The 15947-nt window shown below is 67.5% G+C and carries 21 protein-coding genes; 4 read left to right on the forward strand and 17 right to left on the reverse strand.

Annotated elements, in window-relative coordinates; all coding sequences use genetic code 11:
• From ACSQ1W_RS02365 to ACSQ1W_RS02415, 11 genes are all read right to left on the reverse strand, one after another.
• Positions 1 to 270 (reverse strand): HPr family phosphocarrier protein, encoded by a 270-nt coding sequence (locus tag ACSQ1W_RS02365; RefSeq protein WP_436041510.1) that lies wholly within the window; start codon positions 268 to 270, stop codon positions 1 to 3.
• Positions 263 to 655 (reverse strand): PTS sugar transporter subunit IIA, encoded by a 393-nt coding sequence (locus tag ACSQ1W_RS02370; protein ID WP_192270158.1) that lies wholly within the window; start codon positions 653 to 655, stop codon positions 263 to 265. The genes ACSQ1W_RS02365 and ACSQ1W_RS02370 overlap by 8 nt, the downstream gene beginning before the upstream one ends.
• A 122-nt stretch (positions 656 to 777) precedes the next feature.
• Positions 778 to 1665 carry an RNase adapter RapZ gene (rapZ, locus tag ACSQ1W_RS02375; protein ID WP_436046070.1) on the reverse strand — a complete coding sequence of 296 codons (888 nt, stop codon included), beginning with the start codon at positions 1663 to 1665 and terminating at the stop codon, positions 778 to 780.
• 26 nt (positions 1666 to 1691) lie between these two features.
• The gene (hprK, locus tag ACSQ1W_RS02380; protein WP_192271330.1) at positions 1692 to 2642 is read right to left on the reverse strand and encodes an HPr(Ser) kinase/phosphatase; all 951 of its coding nucleotides are present in this window, start codon (positions 2640 to 2642) and stop codon (positions 1692 to 1694) included.
• Positions 2643 to 2860: 218 nt separating this feature from the next.
• Positions 2861 to 3181, reverse strand: a complete 321-nt coding sequence (gene hpf, locus ACSQ1W_RS02385; RefSeq protein WP_162339176.1) for a ribosome hibernation-promoting factor, HPF/YfiA family — start codon at positions 3179 to 3181, stop codon at positions 2861 to 2863.
• Between the two features lie 257 nt (positions 3182 to 3438).
• A complete protein-coding gene (locus tag ACSQ1W_RS02390) occupies positions 3439 to 5016 on the reverse strand; it encodes an RNA polymerase factor sigma-54 (protein WP_436041511.1) in 1578 nt (525 codons plus the stop codon).
• Positions 4922 to 5641, reverse strand: a complete 720-nt coding sequence (gene lptB / locus ACSQ1W_RS02395) for an LPS export ABC transporter ATP-binding protein (protein WP_436041512.1) — start codon at positions 5639 to 5641, stop codon at positions 4922 to 4924. The genes ACSQ1W_RS02390 and lptB overlap by 95 nt, the downstream gene beginning before the upstream one ends.
• Complete coding sequence (gene lptA, locus ACSQ1W_RS02400; RefSeq protein WP_436041513.1) at positions 5641 to 6150, reverse strand: lipopolysaccharide transport periplasmic protein LptA; 510 nt, start codon at positions 6148 to 6150, stop codon at positions 5641 to 5643. Before lptA ends, lptB begins: the two co-directional genes overlap by 1 nt.
• The gene (gene lptC / locus ACSQ1W_RS02405; protein ID WP_192270150.1) at positions 6128 to 6691 is read right to left on the reverse strand and encodes an LPS export ABC transporter periplasmic protein LptC; all 564 of its coding nucleotides are present in this window, start codon (positions 6689 to 6691) and stop codon (positions 6128 to 6130) included. The genes lptA and lptC overlap by 23 nt, the downstream gene beginning before the upstream one ends.
• Entirely contained in the window at positions 6688 to 7233 is a 546-nt protein-coding gene (locus ACSQ1W_RS02410) for a KdsC family phosphatase (protein ID WP_192270148.1), read from the reverse strand. Before ACSQ1W_RS02410 ends, lptC begins: the two co-directional genes overlap by 4 nt.
• Before the next feature lie 48 nt (positions 7234 to 7281).
• Positions 7282 to 8286: a KpsF/GutQ family sugar-phosphate isomerase gene (locus tag ACSQ1W_RS02415; RefSeq protein ID WP_436041514.1), complete on the reverse strand. Its 1005-nt coding sequence runs from the start codon at positions 8284 to 8286 to the stop codon at positions 7282 to 7284.
• A 53-nt stretch (positions 8287 to 8339) separates the two neighbouring features.
• On the opposite strand from ACSQ1W_RS02415, the gene ACSQ1W_RS02420 reads away from it, so the two are divergent.
• The 3 genes from ACSQ1W_RS02420 to ACSQ1W_RS02430 are packed head-to-tail and all read left to right on the forward strand — an operon-like array spanning position 8340 to position 10226.
• The gene (locus ACSQ1W_RS02420; RefSeq protein ID WP_192270144.1) at positions 8340 to 8579 is read left to right on the forward strand and encodes a BolA family protein; all 240 of its coding nucleotides are present in this window, start codon (positions 8340 to 8342) and stop codon (positions 8577 to 8579) included.
• Between the two features lie 49 nt (positions 8580 to 8628).
• A complete protein-coding gene (murA, locus tag ACSQ1W_RS02425; protein ID WP_436041515.1) occupies positions 8629 to 9900 on the forward strand; it encodes a UDP-N-acetylglucosamine 1-carboxyvinyltransferase in 1272 nt (423 codons plus the stop codon).
• Positions 9897 to 10226 (forward strand): EF-hand domain-containing protein, encoded by a 330-nt coding sequence (locus tag ACSQ1W_RS02430; RefSeq protein WP_436041516.1) that lies wholly within the window; start codon positions 9897 to 9899, stop codon positions 10224 to 10226. Before murA ends, ACSQ1W_RS02430 begins: the two co-directional genes overlap by 4 nt.
• Positions 10227 to 10268: 42 nt before the next feature.
• On the opposite strand, the gene ACSQ1W_RS02435 is transcribed toward ACSQ1W_RS02430, so the two are convergent.
• From ACSQ1W_RS02435 to purM, 6 genes are read right to left on the reverse strand one after another with little or no spacing between them, the layout of a single operon-like run.
• Positions 10269 to 10937, reverse strand: coding sequence for a DUF3108 domain-containing protein (locus tag ACSQ1W_RS02435; RefSeq protein ID WP_436041517.1), 669 nt, complete (start codon positions 10935 to 10937; stop codon positions 10269 to 10271).
• A 29-nt stretch (positions 10938 to 10966) separates the two neighbouring features.
• Positions 10967 to 11653 carry a DUF3108 domain-containing protein gene (locus ACSQ1W_RS02440; RefSeq protein WP_436046072.1) on the reverse strand — a complete coding sequence of 229 codons (687 nt, stop codon included), beginning with the start codon at positions 11651 to 11653 and terminating at the stop codon, positions 10967 to 10969.
• Between the two features lie 5 nt (positions 11654 to 11658).
• Complete coding sequence (locus ACSQ1W_RS02445) at positions 11659 to 12339, reverse strand: DUF3108 domain-containing protein (RefSeq protein ID WP_436046074.1); 681 nt, start codon at positions 12337 to 12339, stop codon at positions 11659 to 11661.
• 52 nt (positions 12340 to 12391) lie between these two features.
• Positions 12392 to 13045 (reverse strand): phosphoribosylglycinamide formyltransferase, encoded by a 654-nt coding sequence (gene purN, locus ACSQ1W_RS02450; RefSeq protein WP_436041518.1) that lies wholly within the window; start codon positions 13043 to 13045, stop codon positions 12392 to 12394.
• The gene (locus ACSQ1W_RS02455) at positions 13042 to 13662 is read right to left on the reverse strand and encodes a DUF2238 domain-containing protein (RefSeq protein WP_436041519.1); all 621 of its coding nucleotides are present in this window, start codon (positions 13660 to 13662) and stop codon (positions 13042 to 13044) included. Before ACSQ1W_RS02455 ends, purN begins: the two co-directional genes overlap by 4 nt.
• 7 nt (positions 13663 to 13669) lie before the next feature.
• Positions 13670 to 14686, reverse strand: coding sequence for a phosphoribosylformylglycinamidine cyclo-ligase (purM, locus tag ACSQ1W_RS02460; RefSeq protein ID WP_436041520.1), 1017 nt, complete (start codon positions 14684 to 14686; stop codon positions 13670 to 13672).
• A 170-nt stretch (positions 14687 to 14856) separates the two neighbouring features.
• Between purM and ACSQ1W_RS02465 the strand changes: the two genes are divergently transcribed.
• Positions 14857 to 15942, forward strand: a complete 1086-nt coding sequence (locus ACSQ1W_RS02465) for a DUF2066 domain-containing protein (protein WP_436041521.1) — start codon at positions 14857 to 14859, stop codon at positions 15940 to 15942.
• Positions 15943 to 15947 lie beyond the last annotated feature (5 nt).

A 15947-nucleotide genomic window follows, 5' to 3' on the forward strand; every position in this document is an offset into this window, starting at 1 on the left:
TCAGGATTCCTCGTCGAATCGTCGCTCGAACAGCGAGACGACTTCCTGCATGGCGGCGGCTTCGTCCTCGCCTTCGATGCGGACAGTCACGGGGGTGCCCTGGCCGGCGGCCAGCAGCATGACACCCATGATGCTCTTGGCGTTCACCTCGCGGCCCTTGGCCGCCAGCGTGGCGTTGCAGCGGAAACCGGACAGCGTCTGCACCAGCTTGGCGGTGGCGCGCGCATGCAGCCCGAGGCGGTTGGAAATGATGAGTTCGCGTTCAAGCATCGTCGTGAATGACTCCATTGCGTGCGCCTGCCGCGGCCGTGGCAGGCAGGTCGTCCAGTCCCTGTTCCGGATAATTCATCACCCTCAGCAGCATGGGCAGACTGAGCGCCGACACGCGGCGCACCGGTGTGCCCAGGCGGGCCAGCTTGCCGGCCAGGTTGCTGGGGCTGGCCCCGTACAGGTCGGTCAGCACCAGCACGCCTTCGCCGCCGTCGACGCGCCGCAACGCAGCCGATGCCTGCGGGAGCAGGGCATCGAGGTCGGCGTCCAGCGGCACCTCGAAGGCTTCCGCCTTCAGGGGCAGCTGTCGCAGCAGCGCGGTGGCGACCGTCAGGATCGCCGCGCCCACGCCAGGATGAGTCACAAGAAGAATGCCACAGGCCATGCCGGAACGTTAACAGACGGGCATGACGCGCTGGAAGTCGCGCGAGTGGAACGGAGCGGACGTCGTTCGGTGGATTGATCCGACGGTGGCCGTCAGCTCACGTTGCGACGGTGCTGCCCCGATCAGTCCAACTCGCGGTGGAACGTGGCGACCTCTTCCCAGCCCTGTTCGCGGGCATGCCGCGCCAGGGTTTCCGCCAGGTACACGGAGCGGTGCTTGCCGCCGGTGCAGCCGAAGGCGATGGTCACGTAGCTGCGGGTCTCGCCGCGCAGGCGGGGCAGCCAGGTGTCGAGGAACCCACTGACCTGGCCGACGTACTCGGCCACGTCGGGCTGCGAGTCGAGGAACGCCCGGACCTTGGGGTCGCGGCCGGCGTAGGGGCGAAGTTCCGGATTCCAGTGCGGGTTGGGCAGCACCCGGGCATCGAACACGAAGTCCGCGTCGGCCGGTACGCCGCGCTTGTAGGCGAAGGACTCGAACAGCAGCGAGAGCTGCGTTCCCCGGCTGAGGGCGAACTCGGCGATGATCCGGCGGCGCAGCTGGTGCACGTTGAGCTGACTGGTGTCGATGACCACGTCCGCTTCGTCACGCAGCGGCTGGACGATCCCGCGCTCCTGACGGATCGCTTCCTGCAGCGACAGGCCGCCATGGCCCAGCGGATGGCGGCGGCGCGTGTCGGAGTAGCGGCGCAACAGTACGTCGTCGCCGGCATCGAAGAACACCAGGCGGCCTTCCAGTCCCAGTTGCGCCAGCGCGGCGCGCCACTGGGCGAGTTTCGACAGGTCACTGTGGCGGCTGCGGACGTCGATGCCCACCGCGATCTTGGGCGGCAGTTCGTCCTCGCGCATCAGGCTGCGCACGAACGACGGCAGCAGGTCCACCGGCAGGTTGTCGACGCAGTAGTAGTCGAGGTCTTCGAAGGTCTTCAGCGCCACCGACTTGCCCGAGCCGGACAGCCCGCTGACGATCACCACGGTGGGTGTCGCGGCGGGCGCGCCTTCTTCGTGCATGGACGCCGCGTCGTCGCCTGCCTGGATCATGGCGTGCTGCGCTCGAGCAGGTTGCTGTGGCGGGCGATGAACATCGCCGCCGGGTCGATGCCCTTGGTGCGCAGGATATGCAGGCGCGTGGCGGCTTCGGTCAGCACGGCCAGGTTGCGGCCGGGCATCACGGGCAGGGTGATCAGGGGAACATCCAGATCCAGCACGTGGCGCGTCCCCGAATCGCCGGTCAGCCGTTCGTAGCCGTGGGGGTTGGGCTCGGTCATGGGACGGGTGAGGTGCACGATCAGGCGCAGGTACTTGTTTTTCTTGACCGCGGTATCGCCGAACATCTCGCGGACGTTCAGTACGCCCAGCCCACGGACCTCCAGCAGGTCCTGCAGCAGCTCCGGGCAGGTGCCATCCAGCACGTCAGGTGCGATCTGCGTGAATTCGGGCGCATCGTCGGCGACCAGGCGATGGCCGCGGCTCAGCAGTTCCAGCGCCAGTTCGCTCTTGCCGGACCCGGCCTCACCGGTGATCAGCACGCCGATGGAGTAGATCTCCATGAAGACGCCGTGCAGCGTGACCCGTGGCGCCAGCGTGCGCGCCAGGTGGTAGGAAATGTGGTTGAGCAGTTCATGCCCGCGCTTGGGCGACACCCACAATGGCGTGTCGTTTTCGTTGGCCGCTTCGCGCAGGTCTTCCGGGCAGGACTGGCTCTTGCTGATCACCAGCGCCAACGGCCTGGCCTGCACGATCTTCTCGATGGTCTCCCAGCGCTGGCGCGAGTCGAGCGAATCCAGCCAGGTCAGCTCCTCGGTGCCGAGGATCTGCACCTTGTTGGGGTAGACCGCATTGAGGTACCCGGCCAGCGACGGGCGCCGGGACACGGTGTCGCCGGATTCCAGCACGCGCTTCTCGCCCTTCTGCCCGGCCAGCCAGCGCAGGGCCAGCTTGTCCTTCTGCTGATCGAACAGTTCACGGGCGGTGATGCTGGTATTCATCATGCGAAGGCAGCCGGAGGGAAGGGGGTGCTTCTCCGGTCAGTGCGCGGATCGACGACACGGTGTCGGCACGATCCGCCCGGAGCGCATTGAGGGCCAGTGTAATGTCCCTTCCGGAAGCGTGCGACCACGAATGCGCAGCGAGGAGGCTGGGCGCGTGGAGACTCGTGCAGTGCGAGGGCCGCTCCGCGGCGCGAAGCGGCCCGTGAGGCGATGCGTCAGCCGATCAGTTCGCCGCGCATGCTGTGGCGCTGGACGTCGGTGCGCTTTTCCTTGTGCTTGACCAGCAGGCGGTCGAGCTTGTCGGCCAGGATGTCGATGGCCGCATACATCGTCTGCGCGCCGGCATCGGCATGCAGGGTGCGCCCGGACACGTTGACCGTGGCCTCGGCGAGATAATCGGGCTTGCGGGTTCCCAGTTGCGTACGGACTTCGCAGGGTTGCTCGAAGTGGCGCTCCAACCGCTTCAGTTTGGTTTCAACGTATTCGCGCAAGGCGGGAGTGACTTCGATTTCATGGCCGTAAGTCTCGATACGCATGTGTGCCTCCTTCTGGTCGGTAGAACCGCGCGCGTGGCGCGGAGAGCGTGTCATGTGACAACGCGGCAGGGGTCTGGGTTCCGGTGATCTCCTATGTGGTGGCAAGGGAAGGACGAAGCCTTCGAGGACAAGATGGACCCGTCGGCGACAACTATCAACTGTTGTGGCGCAGAAATTTTCGTGGCGCGGCGCAGTGTTAGAAAAGCGTTTCGCGCGTGCGGAACGGAGTCACGGAACCGGTGCGACGCAGAGGGCGTTCAGCCGATGCGCACGCGCTCGTGGGACGACAGGATGTTGAGGGCTTCGCGGTACTTGGCGACGGTGCGGCGCGCCACCGGGATGCCAGAAGACTTGAGCAGGTCGGCCAGCTTGGCGTCGGACAGCGGCTTGCGCGGATTCTCGCCGTCGACCAGCCGGCGGATCATGGCCTGGATCGCCGTGCTGGAGGCTTCGCCGCCGCCTTCGGTATCGATGCCGGAGGCGAAGAAGGCACGCATCGGCAGCGTGCCGCGTGGTGTCCTCACGTATTTGCGGGCGATCGCGCGCGACACGGTCGACTCGTGCAGCCCCACCTCTTCGGCGACGTCACGCAGGGTCAGTGGCCGCAGCGCCTGTTCGCCGAACTCGAGAAACCCGGCCTGCTGGTGCAGCAGGCAGCGCATGACCTTCAACAGCGTGTCGCCGCGGGCCTCCACGCTCTTCAGCAGCCAGCGTGCTTCCTGCAGTTGCGCCTTCAGGTAGCCGGCATCGCTGTCGCCGCACTGCCGGATCATCTGTTCGTAGCCGCGATGGATGCTGATGCGCGGCAAGGTGTTGCCCGACAGCGCGGCGCGCCAGACGCCACGCTGGCGCCAGACCACGCAGTCGGGCACCACGTAGGTGTCGTGCGAGAGATCGCCGACCTGCGCGCCGGGTTTGGGATCGAGCGTGCGCAGCAACTGCACGGCTTCCTCCATCTCGGCCAGCGGGCGCTTCATTTCCTGCGCCAGTCCTGCCACGCCACTGCGCGGGAGGCGCTCCAATGCGGTATCGGCAATCTGCAGCGCCAGCGTCTTGCCCGGCGTGTCGTCGCTCAGCACCGCCAGTTGCAGGTGCAGGCATTCGCCGAGCGTACGCGCGGCGACCCCGACCGGATCGAAGCGCTGGACCTGCCGCAGCACGACCAGTACCTCGTCCTCGCGTGCTTCGATGTCCGGGCGCAACGCCTGCACGATGCCCGACAGGGGTTCGCGCAGATAGCCATCGTCTTCGAGCGCATCGATCAGCGTAGCGCCGATGCGCCGGTCGCGCGCGGACAGATGCGAGAGGTGGAGCTGCCACAGAAGATGGCCGTGCAGCGTGTCGGCTTCCGCCACGCGCTCGGCGGGACTGCCGTTCTCGTCATCGTCGAAGGAGCCACCGCTACCGGAAGTCGTCCACGGGCCTTCGTCCGGCGACCAGTCGTCGCGGTCGTCATCGGTATCGCGCGCGATCTCCTGCGCGGGTTCGGCGGGAGGCTGGTCGTCGTCGCTGCCGCGGACCTGTACCTGCTCTTCCTCGGGCTCGCTCCAGTCGAGCAGGGGATTCGTCTCGACCGCTTCGGTCAGCTCGATTTCGAGCTCGGCGGTGGACATCTGCAGCAGCCGGATGGCCTGACGCAACTGCGGCGTCATGACCAACTGCTGTCCCAGCGATGTCTGCAGGCGTGGCTTCATTCCCGACCTTGGAAACCCGTGTGGCGGCCTGGGCCGCCGACGGGGATCACAGGCGGAAAGCTTCGCCCAGATAGACCCGGCGTACGTCCGGATTGGCCAGCAACGCGTCCGGGGCCCCCTGCGCCAGAACGCTACCGGCATTGAGGATATACGCCCGGTCGCAGATTCCCAAGGTTTCGCGCACGTTGTGGTCGGTGATCAGCACGCCGATGCCGCGATCCTTGAGGTGCTTCACGATGCGCTGGATCTCGCCCACGGAGATCGGATCGACGCCGGCGAAGGGTTCGTCCAGCAGCATCAGGCGCGGGCGAGCGGCGAGGGCGCGCGCGATCTCCACGCGCCGGCGCTCGCCGCCGGACAGGCTGGCGCCGAGCTGGTCGGCCACGTGGGTGACCTGCAGTTCGTCCAGCAGCGAATTCAGTTCACGCTCGATGCCGGCGCTGTCCAGGTCGTCGCGCAGTTCCAGCACCAGGCGGATGTTGTCGGCCACGCTGAGCTTGCGGAACACCGACGGTTCCTGCGGCAGGTAGCCCACGCCGAGCTTGGCACGCTGGTACATCGGCTGGGCAGTGATGTCCTGGCCGTCCAGTTCGATGCTGCCGGCATCGGCGGCCACCAGGCCGACGATCATGTAGAAGCAGGTGGTCTTGCCGGCGCCGTTCGGGCCCAGCAGGCCGACGACTTCGCCCGGCTGCAGGGTCAGGCCGAAGTCGGCGACGACTTCGCGCTGCTTGTAACGTTTGCGCAGTCCCTCCGCGGTCAGCATCAGTTCTTGCCCTGTGCCGGTGTGGCGGACTTGGGCTGGATCACCGTGCGGACCCGGGTGCCGTCGCCGCCGCTCTGCATGTTGCCGCTCTTGGTGTTGTAGACCATGCGCTGGCCGCTGTTCGAACCGCGGTCGGACTTCACCGTGTAGTTGCCGATGAAGGTGATGGTCTCGGTCTTCATGTCGTACTCGACGCGGTCGGCCTGTGCGTCCATCCAGGTGCCGTCGTCCATCTGCTGCTTCATCTTCACCTGCTTGCCGGTGAAGATGGAGCGCGAGATCTCGCCGTCGGCCATGTAGATCTCGGCCGCGGACGACCTGATCTCCAGCGAGCCCTGGGTGACCACCACGCCGCCGCCCAGCGTGGTCTTGCCGTTGCCTTCCATGTTGCCGGACTGGCTGCCGGCGTCGATCGTCATGGCCTGGTTGCGGTCGGTGGTCTTCGCTACCGCGCCTGCGGCGGGCAGCAGGAGCACCAGCGCAGCGCTAGCGAGCAGAACGCGGTTCATAGATCGATCTCACCTGGGATTTGAATGTGTATTCCTTGGTCTTGAGGTTGGTCTCAAAACCGCGTCCGCTCAGTCTAGAGCCGGGCTGGGTCACCGTCACCTCGTCGTCGGTCTGGGCGAGGTCGCGGTCCGGGAACACGTTGAGCGTCTCGGAACGGAACTCCGCCTGGCGGGCGCTGCCGGCCGGAGACGTGCCATGCACGTCGCCCTTCAGGCGCAACTCCTCGCCCTTTGCGCTGAGCCAGCCGGTCTTCGCACGCAGCTCCCACGAGCGCCCTTCCTCCTCCGGGAGCAGGAACAGCGGCGTGGTGATGGTGTAGGTCTCGTCCTGCGGATTGCGCGCCATCTCGGGAGCACGTACCGCCACGGCTTCGTGGCCCTCTCCGTTCAACGCGATCATCTCGAAGTCGCGCATCACGTAATCCGACCGGTCGGCGAGCACCTGGTTGGGCGCGGGAATGTCGCGGTTCTTCCAGGCCGACCACCCGCTGACGATGGCCGCCAGCAGAAGGACCAGTCCCAGCGTGGTACGCCAGCTCATGCCGTGCCGCCTTCGAACGTGGGGGCGTGGCCCTGCGTGCCGAGCAACAGGTCACAGGCTTCGCGTGCTGCGCCCTGGCCACCCGCACGACGCGTACGCCAGTGCGCATGTTGCGCGGTCCACGGGTGCGCGTCGGCCGGGGCGATCGCCAGGCCCACGGCAAGGAACGGAGGCACGTCCGGCAGATCGTCGCCCATGAAGGCGACCTCGTCCTGCCCGATGCCCAGGCCGGCTGCGAGTTCCTGCACCTTGGCCAGCTTGTCCTTGACGCCGGTGAAGACCTGCACGCCCAGTTCCCGGCCCCGCGCCACGGCGACGGTGCCGCCCCGCGCGGTGATGAAGGCCACCTCGATGCCGGCGCGCTTCAGCAGCACCAGGCCCTGCCCATCCTGCACATGGAACGCCTTCTGTTCGCGCCCTTCGCCGTCGAGGAACAGGCGGCCATCGGTCAGGGTGCCGTCCACGTCGAAGCACGCCAGACGGATGCGCGCGGCGCGGGCCAGCACGTCTTCGGTCAGGTCATGGAGATGGCGCAGGGGCATGGTCAAGAGGGGCGGTAGGAAAAGAAGGGATGAGAAACGCTCCGGGGTTTACACCACGCGGGCACGCAACAGGTCGTGAATGTTGAGCGCGCCGACCGGGCGCCGTTCCGCATCCACCACGATCAGGCCGCTGATCTTGTGTGTTTCCATCAGGCGCGCCGCTTCCACCGCCAACTGGTCGGCACCGATGGTCTTGGGCGCATGCGTCATCACTTCGGCGATGCGGGCGGTGCGGACGTCCAGCGCGGGATTGTCCAGGGTCCTGCGCAGGTCGCCGTCGGTGAACAGGCCGGCCAGGCGACCATCGGGTGCTACCACGGCGGTCATGCCCAGGCGCTTGCGGCTCATCTCCACCAGCGCTTCGCTCAGCGTTGCGCCCACGTCTACGCGCGGCACGTCGTCGCCCGCATGCATCACGTCGGTGATGTGCAGCAGCAGGCGGCGGCCCAGGCTGCCGGCAGGATGGGAGCGGGCGAAATCGTCGGCGGTGAAGCCTCGCGCGTCCAGCAATGCCACGGCCAGCGCGTCGCCCATTGCCAGCGAGGCGGTGGTGCTGCTGGTCGGTGCGAGGTCCAGCGGGCAGGCTTCGGCCGGGACGCTGACGTCGAGGTGGATATCGCTCTCGCGTGCCAGCGTCGACTGTGGCCGGCCGGTCATGCCGATGACGGTATTGCCTTGGCGCTTGAGCACCGGCAACAGCATCAGCACTTCGTCGGACTCGCCCGAGTACGACAGCGCCAGTACCACGTCGGCATCGGTGATCATGCCCAGGTCGCCATGGCCGGCTTCGCCCGGGTGCACGTAGAACGCCGGCGTGCCGGTCGACGCCAGCGTCGCGGCGATCTTGCGGGCCACATGCCCCGACTTGCCCATGCCGGTGCATACCACGCGGCCGTTGCCGGCCAGGATGGCTTGGCAGGCGGCGGCGAAGGTGGCATCGATGCGGGCGGCCAGTGCAGCCAGTGCCCGCGCCTCGATCTCGATGACCCGACGGCCGCTGGCCGCCAGGCTGGCAGGCGAGACGGACGGGGTCAGGGGGTGCGGCTGGGACATGCGGACGGGGCGCCGGCAGGTAGAATGGCCGGGTATTTTATTAGGAAAGCCCGTTGGACGCTGAAACCATCCGTAAACTGATCGAATCCGGCCTGCCGGGCGCCCGCGCCGACGTGCAGGGCGACGATGGCGTCCATTTCGAGGCGACCGTGGTGTCGGACGCCTTCCGCGGCAAACTTCCGCTGGCCCGACATCGCATGGTCTACGCCACGCTGGGCGAGCTGATGGGGGGCGCGATCCATGCGCTGCAGCTCAAGACCATCACCCCTGACGAAGCCGGCACCGCGCGCTGACCTGCCACGCGGTACCGCCCTCCACCCGCATTCCCCATCCCGGATTTCCATGCAGAAGATCATCGTCACCGGTGGCAACACGCTCAACGGCGAAGTCACCATCTCGGGCGCGAAGAACGCCGTGCTTCCCATCCTGTGCGCGACCCTGCTGGCCGATGCGCCGGTGGAGATCACCAACGTGCCGCACCTGCATGACGTGGTGACCACGGTGAAGCTGCTGGGCGAACTGGGCGCCGGCATCACCATCGACGAGGGCACGCTGGCGAAGGGGCGCGGCATCACCGTCGATCCCACCACCGTCAGCCGCTTTGTGGCGCCGTATGAGCTGGTGAAGACCATGCGCGCCTCGATCCTCGTGCTCGGCCCACTGGTCGCGCGCCACGGCGCCGCCGTGGTCTCGCTGCCCGGTGGCTGTGCGATCGGTTCTCGCCCGGTCGACCAGCACATCAAGGGCCTGCAGGCGCTGGGTGCGGAAATCACCGTCGAGAACGGTTACATCAAGGCGCGTGCGGCGCGACTGAAAGGCGCCCGCTTCGTGTTCGACATGGTCACCGTGACGGGCACCGAGAACGTCATGGCGGCGGCCACGCTGGCTGAGGGCACCACGGTGCTGGAGAACGCCGCGATGGAGCCGGAGGTCACCGACCTGGCCGAATGCCTCAACGCGCTGGGTGCGAAGATCGAAGGTGCGGGCACGTCGCGCATCGTCATCCATGGCGTCGAACGCCTGGGCGGCGGGCGCCACTCGGTGGTGCCGGACCGCATCGAGACCGGTACCTTCCTGGTGGCGGCGGCGATGACCGGCGGCAAGGTCACCGCGCGCAACGCTCGCCCCGACACGCTGGAAGCCGTGCTCGACAAGCTCACCGAAGCAGGCGCGAAGATCGAGACCACCGCCGACAGCATCACCCTGGACATGCAGGGCAAGCGCCCGAAGGCCGTGAGCCTGACCACCGCGCCGTACCCGGCCTTCCCCACCGACATGCAGGCGCAGTTCATGGCGCTGAACTGCGTGGCCGACGGCGTGGGCGTGATCAACGAGACGATCTTCGAAAACCGCTTCATGCACGTCAATGAACTGCTGCGACTCGGCGCGGACATCCGCGTAGAAGGACACACCGCCATCGTGCGCGGCGTGGAGACCTTGGGCGGCGCGCCGGTGATGGCGACCGACCTGCGGGCATCGGCCTCGCTGATCCTCGCTGGCTTGGTGGCCAACGAGGAAACCACCATCGACCGCATCTACCACTTGGATCGCGGCTACGAGAACATCGAGGAGAAGCTGGGCGGGCTGGGCGCGAAGATCAGGCGCGTGTCGTGAGCCGGCACGATCCCAAGCTCTCCGGGATCCGCCCGCGCTTCCCGCTGCGCCGGAAGATCCTGCTGGGTGTCGTGGCGGCACTGTTGGCGCTGGTGGCCTGGCTGCATTACACCGGTTCCGCCGCCACCCACGGCATCACCACCGAAGACATGGACTGGAACGGCGATGGCACGGTGACGCAGGGGGAGATCGCGCAAGCGGTGTTCTCGGTGGTCGTCGAGCAGAAGCAGGAAGGCAACCGGCATTGCAATGCCTTTGCGTGGCGAAGTGGAGCCGGCACCATCCGGATGGACTGCAAGACGATCTTCCAGTCCGACGCGAAATGAAAAAAGCCCGGCATCCGCCGGGCTTTTCCGTTCGACCCTGGCTTAGCGCCAGGAGGTCAGCTGCAGACGGAATACCTCGCTGCCGTCCTCGCGTTGCACGATCCGCACCGGTGCAGGCACGCCGGCCGCGATCCACGCGGTGGTCTGCTTGCCGCCTGCGCTCTGCACCACTTTGGTCGTGTCGAGCGCACGCCCGCCCACAGTGATTTTTTCGCGGCCGGCGACGCGGTAGGCCATCGGTTTGGCCTTGCCGTTCTCCAGCAGGCGGTAGCTCATCGATGTGCGGCCGAAGCCGACATCACGGACGAGCGCCAGGTTCACCAGCAGCGCATCCATGTCGCCGACCTGCATCGCCACCGGACCTGCCCGCTGTGGTTTCACGTCGCCGGTCCAGCGCGCCTGCATGCCTTTCCAGTTGTAGTGCGTGATGACCGACCGCGTCTTCATCAGATAGGTCGAGCGGTCGCTGCCGCCCAAAGGCCGGTAGCGGCCGGCCGCGTCCTCAAACACGGTGGCCTGACTCAGGTTGGCCATCGCGTTGCGGATACCCATCGAGTAGGTCCAGCGATTGCCTTGCTGCGAGAGCGACATTGAGCCGCCCGCCGAGATGCCCTTGAAGGACGCGTCGTACTGGGCAGTGAAAGGCTTGAGTGCATGCGCCGGTACGGCCGCTGCCATGAACAGGGCGGAGGCGGACAGTAGCGTGGACATCCGTGTCATTGTCGGGTCTCCTGGGGTAATCAGCGCCAGGACTTGAGCGTCAGGTCGATGGTGTCCTGGCCCTTCTCGCGCTGCAGGATGCGGGCGGGCACCGGTGCGTCCGCGACGACCCAGACGATCGTCTGCTTGTCACCGTCGGTACGCACCACCTTGGTGGCCTCCTGCGGCTTGCCACCGATGGTGATGTGCTCCTTGCCGGCGATCTGATAGGTCATCGGCTTGGCGCGGCCGTTCTCCACCATGCGATAGGTCAACGGTTTGCCGGCGGCGACGTCGCGCACGATGGCCAGGTTGACCAGCAGCGCATCCATGTCGCCCGCCACCAGCTTCACCGGGCCGGCGCGGTCGGGCTTGACGTCGCCGCTCCACGTGGCCTGCGCCTTCGACCAGTCGTAGACGGTGTCGACGCTCTTCCGCTTGATCAGCAGGCGCGAGCTGTCGCTGCTGCTGAGCGGGCGCATGCGACCGTCCTGCACATCGAAGACGGTCTTCTGGCTCAGGTCCACGGCCTGGTTGCGCACGCTCAGCGAGTACTGCCAGCGGTTGCCCGGCTGTGGCGCGACCGACATCTGGCCTTCGCCGACCATGCCCAGCGCGCTGGCGTTGTACTGCGCCGTGAAGGCCTCGACCGCCAGCGCGGGTGCGATGGCGCCGACCAGCAGCGAAGCGGCGAGCAGGATGCGCGAGGGAGCGAGGGGGGTCTTCATCATGTTCAAGGGGCTCCTTGGTATTCGACCAGGCGGAGGTCCACGCCGTCCTGACCGTTTTCCCGCTGCAGGATGCGCACGGGGGTGGGCACGCCATCGGCGACCCAGAAGATGGTTTCGTCGTTGCCGCCGTTGGCCCGGCTCACGCGCAGGGCGCTGTAGCTCAGGTCTTCGACGGTCACGGTTTCCGGCTCGGGCGATACCACGTACTGGTACTCGCGGATACGTCCGTTGTCCACCACACGGTAGTCGAGCTGTTTGCCCGGCGCGGCATCGCGGATCACCGCCAGATTCATCAGCAGGGCACTCATGTCGCCGGGCTGCAGGGGCAGCGGTGCACGCCGGTTCTTCTTGATGTCGCCTTGCCACTGGGCAGTGCGGGCCTCCCAGTCGTAGGTGCCGACCATCTTCTTGCCCATGAACAGGGCGTGGCGCACGGTGGCCTGGCTCAGCGGACGGAACTGGTCGCCGGCGACGTCGAAGACGGTGCTCTGTTCGATGTTCAAGCCTGCCAGGCGGGCGAAACCCCGTGTTCCCTTCACGTTGAGGTCTATCTGCCACTGGCTGCCGGCCTTGGGCGCCACTTTCATGCTTGCGCTGCCGGCCAGCTTGCCCTCGTTGTAAGCCTGGTAACTGGCCACGAACGGCTCCAGCGCCCGGGCGGGCGCCGCCGATCCGGCCAACATCAGGCCCAGCAGCAGGGAGCGGAACAGAAAGGTCATCGGGCGGAGAGCGGCGTCAGGAAACCAAACGGTCGGCTGAATCTAGGGAGAGGGGATTTAATAACGGCTGACCGTGACAGCGTGTGACGTCTCCCTGTTCAGCTAACTGCCCCGCTGCCGCCAAACGCAGTACCGCCAGCAGCAGGGCGTGCTCCCGCGGCAGCAGCCGTGCGGCCAGCGTTTCCGGAGTGTCGCCGGCAAGGGTCGGTACCCGCACCTGGGCGATCACACTGCCGGCGTCCAGTTCAGGAATGACGAAGTGGACGCTGGCGCCATGTTCGGCGTCGCCGGCCTCGAGGGCGCGGGCATGGGTGTGCAGGCCGCGGTACTTCGGCAGCAGCGAAGGGTGGATGTTCAGCAGGCGGCCACGGAAGCGGGCGATGAAGGCGTCGCCGAGGATGCGCATGTAGCCGGCGCAGACGATCCAGTCCGGACTGGCAGCGGCGACCGCGTCCGACAGGACGGTTTCGTAGGCTGCGCGATCCGGAAATGCGGAGGGACGTGCGCTCCAGCGGCGCTCCGGCGTGACCTGCTTAAGCGCAGGTGCGTTGGGCTTGTCGGAAAAGACGCCGACGACCTCGGCATCCAGCGTGCCGTCGGCAATGGCCTGCAGGATGGCCTGCAGGTTGCTGCCACGACCGGAGGCGAGCACGGCGATGCGGGTCGTCACGCCACGGCTCCCGTGCGTTCGGCGCGCGCCAGCGGCCAGACAAGCAAGGTGCCGAGGGTGGCCAGCAGCATGTCGGCATGGGCATCCCACACATCGCCCTGTTGGCCGTTGTAGGACTCGGCGGCTTCAGGCGACATCGTCAGTGCGATGCCCCATTCCAGCCATTCGTACACCAGGCTCGTGCACATGATCAGCATCACCGCGAGGGTGAACGCCTGCCCGATGGACAGCTGCGGCCAGCGCTGGCGCAACCAATGCCAGACGGCAGGCGTGAAGCACACCCCGTACATCAGGTGGATGAAGCGGTCGAAGTGGTTGCGCTGCCAGCCGAAGGCCTCCGCAGGCGACCAGCCCGTCGCGGCCTGCAGCCAGGCGTCGTAGGGCACGTAGGAATACAGCCAGCGTGCACCAACGCAGTGCGCCACGATGAAGGCGCAGATCAGCGCGAAGTGCGCCGGCCGCAGCGGCCAGCGGCGGTCATGCCACCAGAGCCAAGCCAGTCCAAGCACGGTCAGGCTGCTGTGCATGGCCTGTTCGACCGGCCAGCGCGGCGCGATCCAGCTGGCGGCGAACACCGCCAGCGTCAGCCCGAGGGCGGTCGCCTTGCTGCGCGGCATGCCGCGCTCAGCCGATGCGGACGCGTTCGCCGCCGCTGGCGGTGACGACTTCGCCGATCTGCCAGTGGTTCAGGTGCAGGCGGGCCAGGTCCGCCTGCACGGCGGCGAGCTGGTCCGGCGCCACCACCAGCACGAAGCCGATGCCGCAGTTGAAGGTGCGCCACATCTCGCTGTTCTCGACCGCGCCTTCGCGCTGCAGCCAGTCGAACACCGGCGGCAGCGCCCAGGCGCTGGCGTCGATCTGCAGGCCCAGGCCGTCGGGGACCACGCGGATGATGTTCTCGGTCAGGCCGCCGCCGGTGATATGCGCCATGCCATGCAGGTCGTGCGCCTGCAGCAGTTCCAGGATCGGCTTCACGTACAGCGTGGTCGGCGCCATCAGCGCGTCGGCCAGCGGCACGCCGCCCACGTCGAGGTCGGCCGGACGGCCGGCACGGTCGTAGATGCGGCGGACCAGCGAATAGCCGTTGGAATGCGGGCCGCTGGAGGCGATGCCGACCAGCACATCGCCGGCGCGCACCTTGTTGCCGTCCAGCAGGCGCGACTTCTCGACCGCGGCCACGCAGAAGCCGGCCAGGTCGTATTCGCCCGGGCCGTACATGTCGGGCATCTCGGCGGTCTCGCCGCCGATCAGCGCGCAACCGGACAGTTCGCAGCCCTTGGCGATGCCGCCGACCACGGCGACCGTGGTGTCGACATCCAGCTTGCCGGTGGCGAAGTAGTCGAGGAAGAACAGCGGTTCGGCCCCCTGTACCAGCACGTCGTTGACGCACATGGCGACCAGGTCGATGCCGATGGTGTCGTGGCGGCCCAGCTGCTGGGCCAGCTTCAGCTTGGTGCCGACGCCGTCGGTGCCGGACACCAGCACCGGCTCGCGGTACTTGCCGGACAGGTCGAACAGCGCGCCAAAGCCGCCCAGTCCGCCCATCACTTCCGGCCGGAAGCTGCGCTTGACCAGCGGTTTGATGCGTTCGACCAGCTCGTTGCCGGCGTCGATGTCGACACCCGCGTCGCGATAGGTCATCGGGGTGGGGGCGGAAGGCGTCGGCTGGGTCACGGGCGGTCGTCGGTGGGGCAAGAAGCGTGATTTTAAAGGAATCGGTGGTCCAAGCGGCCGTCCTGAACGGGTGCCGTTGGCGGTATCGGGTCATTCGGGCAACAATTCGCCGGGTCTGTAGAGCTCAAGGACGCTCGATGCGCCGGATCCCAGGTATCGCACTCGCCACGGCATTGCTGGTGGCGGCACTGACCACGACGCCCGCCGTGCAGGCGCAGTCCGGCCTGCGCACGGAAGGCGATGCGGTCTCCGCGCGCGGGCTGTACCAGGCGGAAGTGCCGGTCAGCGGGCAGGGCGAGGCGGAGCGCCAGGGCGGCTTCGCGCGCGCGCTGGGCAGCGTGCTGTCCAAGCTGTCCGGCGACCGCGGGGCGATGTCGCGCCCAGGCGTCGGTGCGGAACTGCGCAACGCCAAGGACTATGTGGACGGCTACGACTATCGTCAGGACCAGGGCACCTCGGCGACCGGTGCGCCGACCTTCCGCACTACGCTGGTGGTGCGTTTCGACGAAGACCAGGTGAACGGCCTCGCCGGCGCGCTCGGCCTGCCGGTATGGCCGCAGCCGCGGCCGAAGCCGGTGGTCTGGCTGGCGATCAACGACGGCAGCGGTCCGCGGCTGGTCGGCCTGCCGCAATCCAATGCCGCACGACCGCTTCTCAACCGGGCGATCGAGCGCGGTTACGGCCTCGGCCTGCCGGCCGGTGGTGCGGCGGAGCAGGCGCTCGTCGGCGCGATCTGGCGTCAGGACACGGCCGCTGTCGCCCGTGCATCGGCACGCTACAGCCCGCCGATGCAGCTGATCGGCAAGCTCTACCGCAACGCCAAGGGCGGCTGGACCGCCGACTGGGTGTTCGTCGACGCGGGCAAGGTGCTGGCGAACTGGTCGGTAACCGACGCCGATGCGCGCCGCGCGATGGCCTCCGGTGCCGACGGTACCGCCGATGCGCTGGTGAAGCGCTACGGCAAGCGCGGCAGTGCGGGACCCGCCGGCACCTACCGCGTGCTGTTCACCGGCATCCGCACCACCGACGACTACCTGCGCCTGACCGGCCACCTGCAGAAGATGGCCGTGGTCCGCCGCATCACCCCGGTGCGCGCCAGCGGAGACGTGCTGGAGCTCGACCTGGAACTGGTCTCGGGCCTGGCCGGCTTCCGCCGCACCATGGGCGACGAGGCTCCCTTCACCGGCGGCGAAGGTGAGCCGCCCGCCTACCAGATGCGCTGACACAA

The organism is Pseudoxanthomonas sp. LjRoot143, assembly GCF_964252945.1.
GTDB lineage: Bacteria > Pseudomonadota > Gammaproteobacteria > Xanthomonadales > Xanthomonadaceae > Pseudoxanthomonas_A.